This window comes from Megasphaera sp. AF13-6AC (genome assembly GCF_027685385.1).
GTDB classification, from domain to species: domain Bacteria; phylum Bacillota; class Negativicutes; order Veillonellales; family Megasphaeraceae; genus Megasphaera; species Megasphaera micronuciformis.
In genome coordinates this window covers 1-2,760 of the sequence record NZ_JAQCUN010000149.1, presented here as the reverse complement: position 1 = coordinate 2,760, position 2,760 = coordinate 1, and the positions used below count along the sequence as shown (strand labels likewise).

Annotated in this window: 2 protein-coding genes; one reads left to right on the top strand and one right to left on the bottom strand. The window is 41.6% G+C overall.

The window, feature by feature from the left end:
- Nucleotides 1-71 precede the first annotated feature (71 nt).
- On the bottom strand, nt 72-1,412 hold the full coding sequence (locus PGX78_RS07335) for a citrate synthase (protein WP_270446216.1): 1,341 nt from the start codon (nt 1,410-1,412) through the stop codon (nt 72-74).
- Nucleotides 1,413-1,701: 289 nt separating this feature from the next.
- Between PGX78_RS07335 and PGX78_RS07330 the strand changes: the two genes are divergently transcribed.
- The coding region (locus PGX78_RS07330) for an aconitase family protein (protein ID WP_270446214.1) at nt 1,702-2,760 on the top strand (1,059 nt) is incomplete at its 3' end.

Below are 2,760 nucleotides of genomic sequence, written 5' to 3'. Positions count from 1 at the left end.
TACGGAAAGAACGGCATCCGTAATTTCCGGGCCGATACCGTCACCTTTAAATACAGTGATTGTCTTCATTCTTATCTGTCCTTTCTGGCAATGTAAGGCTCTAAAGACCCGACAAATTTTGTAGCGGGACGCATAATTCGTCCGTCGTATAATTTGTTTTCTAAATTATGGGCTAACCAGCCGACGAGACGGCTGACGACAAATAAGGGTGTATACAAGTCCTGCGGAATACCGAGTAATTGATAACAGAATCCGCTGTAGTAGTCAACATTACTGCAAATATCCATACCCTTTTCGGCACTGATTATTTTTTTAGCTACATCTTCAAAGCGGCGATAAAAGTCGAACTGCTTTTCCAACCCCTTCTTTTTAGCGATTTCACCACAGTACTTACGCATAATTTCCGCACGCGGGTCTGATAGAGTATAAACGGCATGTCCGAAACCGTATACCAATCCGTCTGATTGAGGGAAGGTCTTGCTTAAAATTTCCCGTACCGTTTCTTCCATCTTTTCATTGGATGCATCCAAGCCGATTTTATCTATAACAGCATGCATCAGCTTGGAGGCACGAATATTGGCGCCGCCGTGACGAGGGCCTTTTAAGGCCCCGATGGAACTGGCCATAGTGGAATAAATATCCGTATCCGTCGAAGCGACGACGACATTGGTGAAAGTTGAGTTTGTACCGCCACCGTGATCGGCGTGAAGGAAGAGCAGAATATCTAAAAGTTTAGCTTCCGCATCCGAAAAGACACCGTCGGGTCGTAAAAGTGACAAAATATTTTGAGCTGTCGAGTAATCTTTGCGCGGATAGTGTATAATCAAGCTGTGTCGGTCGTAATAATGGACTTTGGACATATAGGCGTAGCAAGCAATAGAGGGTAACTTAGCCATAATATCCAGTCCCTTGCCCAGCATTTGATACACATCCGTATTATCCGGATCGGGATCGTAATTATATAAAATCAACAAAGCATGCTGGAGTTTGTTCATCAAATTTTTTCCGGGCATACGGAGCAGATTCATTTCCAGAAAATCATCGGGAAGTTGGTAAGAGTCGGATAAGGTCTTACAGAACTCCCTCAGTTCAGCCTTATTCGGTAAGTAGCCGAAAAGAAGTAGAAAACAGGCTTCTTCGTACAAATAACCGCTATAAGTATCCTTATTTACAATATCGCTAATGTTTATGCCTCTATAATACAAGATGCCGTCGCTATTGACTTTATTGCCTTCCGTGTCGCGCTTGTATCCGACAACATCGGCAATACGAGTCAAGCCGACAAGAACCCCCGTATGGTCTTCATTACGAAGACCTCGCTTAACGCCGTATTTACTGTAAAGATCTCTGGGGATTTGAGTATAGTTTTGAGATTTTCCGTAGAATTGGGCTAGTTTAATATTTTGAGTCATGCCGTAGGCTCCTTTCCTAGGGGCTGGGTATTGGTAAATATTCTTTCAGTTTTATAAATATCCAAACAAGAAGAGGTGTTTCGAACCACGAATAATACACTTGTAATTATAGCATAAAAACACGCTCTGTAAAATAAAATTAAATGATAACGGATGGATTGTCGGATGTTTGTAGTAGAATAAATATGATATAATATAAGCTATATGAGTTTATTATTTTACAATATGAAATTCGATTACATGATTTTCGAAATAAGGAATTAATTTAGGAATAACGGAGGAGGACGCTGTGATTAAACTGTATAAAAACGGAGCGTACTTAATTAACGGTACACAAATTGTAGAAGCCGGTAATGAAAATGAATTGAAAGCAGCTTGCGGCTGTTGTGTAACACCTGAAGAAGGACGAAAGGGAACCATTGCCTACTCTATTTTGATGAACCATAATACGGCGAATTCGCAAGAACATTTAAAAATTCGCTTTGACGCTATGGCTTCCCATGATATTACGTATGTAGGTATTATTCAAACGGCACGCGCCTCGGGAATGGAGCGGTTTCCTTTACCTTATGTGCTGACTAACTGTCACAATTCTTTGTGTGCCGTCGGTGGTACGATTAATGAAGATGATCACGTTTTCGGTCTGTCGGCAGCTAAAAAGTACGGCGGTATTTTCGTGCCGCCTCATTTAGCCGTTATTCATCAATATATGCGTGAAAAAATGGCTGCCTGCGGCAGCATGATTTTAGGATCAGACAGTCATACTCGTTACGGAGCTCTTGGAACTATGGCTATGGGTGAAGGTGGCGGTGAGCTGGTAAAACAATTATTGGAAGATACCTATGATATCGCTTATCCTGATATTGTCGGTGTGTATTTGGAAGGAAAGCCCAATCCGGCCGTAGGACCTCATGACATTGCCATCGCCTTGGTCGGAGCCGTATTTAAGAATGGTTATGTTAAAAATAAGGTCATGGAATTTATAGGTCCCGGAGTGGCATCTATGAATACGGATTACAGAAACAGTGTTGATGTCATGACAACGGAAACAACCTGTCTTTCGTCCGTATGGAGAACCGATGAGGATACGAAGGCTTATTTGACTATGCACGGCCGTAAAGATGCATATAAGGAACTGAATCCTTCGGCTGTTGCATATTATGACGGTATGATTTATGTAGATTTATCGAAAATCAAGCCCATGATTGCCATGCCTATGCATCCTAGCAGAGCCTTTACAATTGATGATGTTATTGCAAACGGTCCGGATATTTTAAGAGAAACGGAAGAGATTATCAAAGAGCGGTTGGCTAATAAGTCCATTGAATTTTCTTTGACGGATAAATTG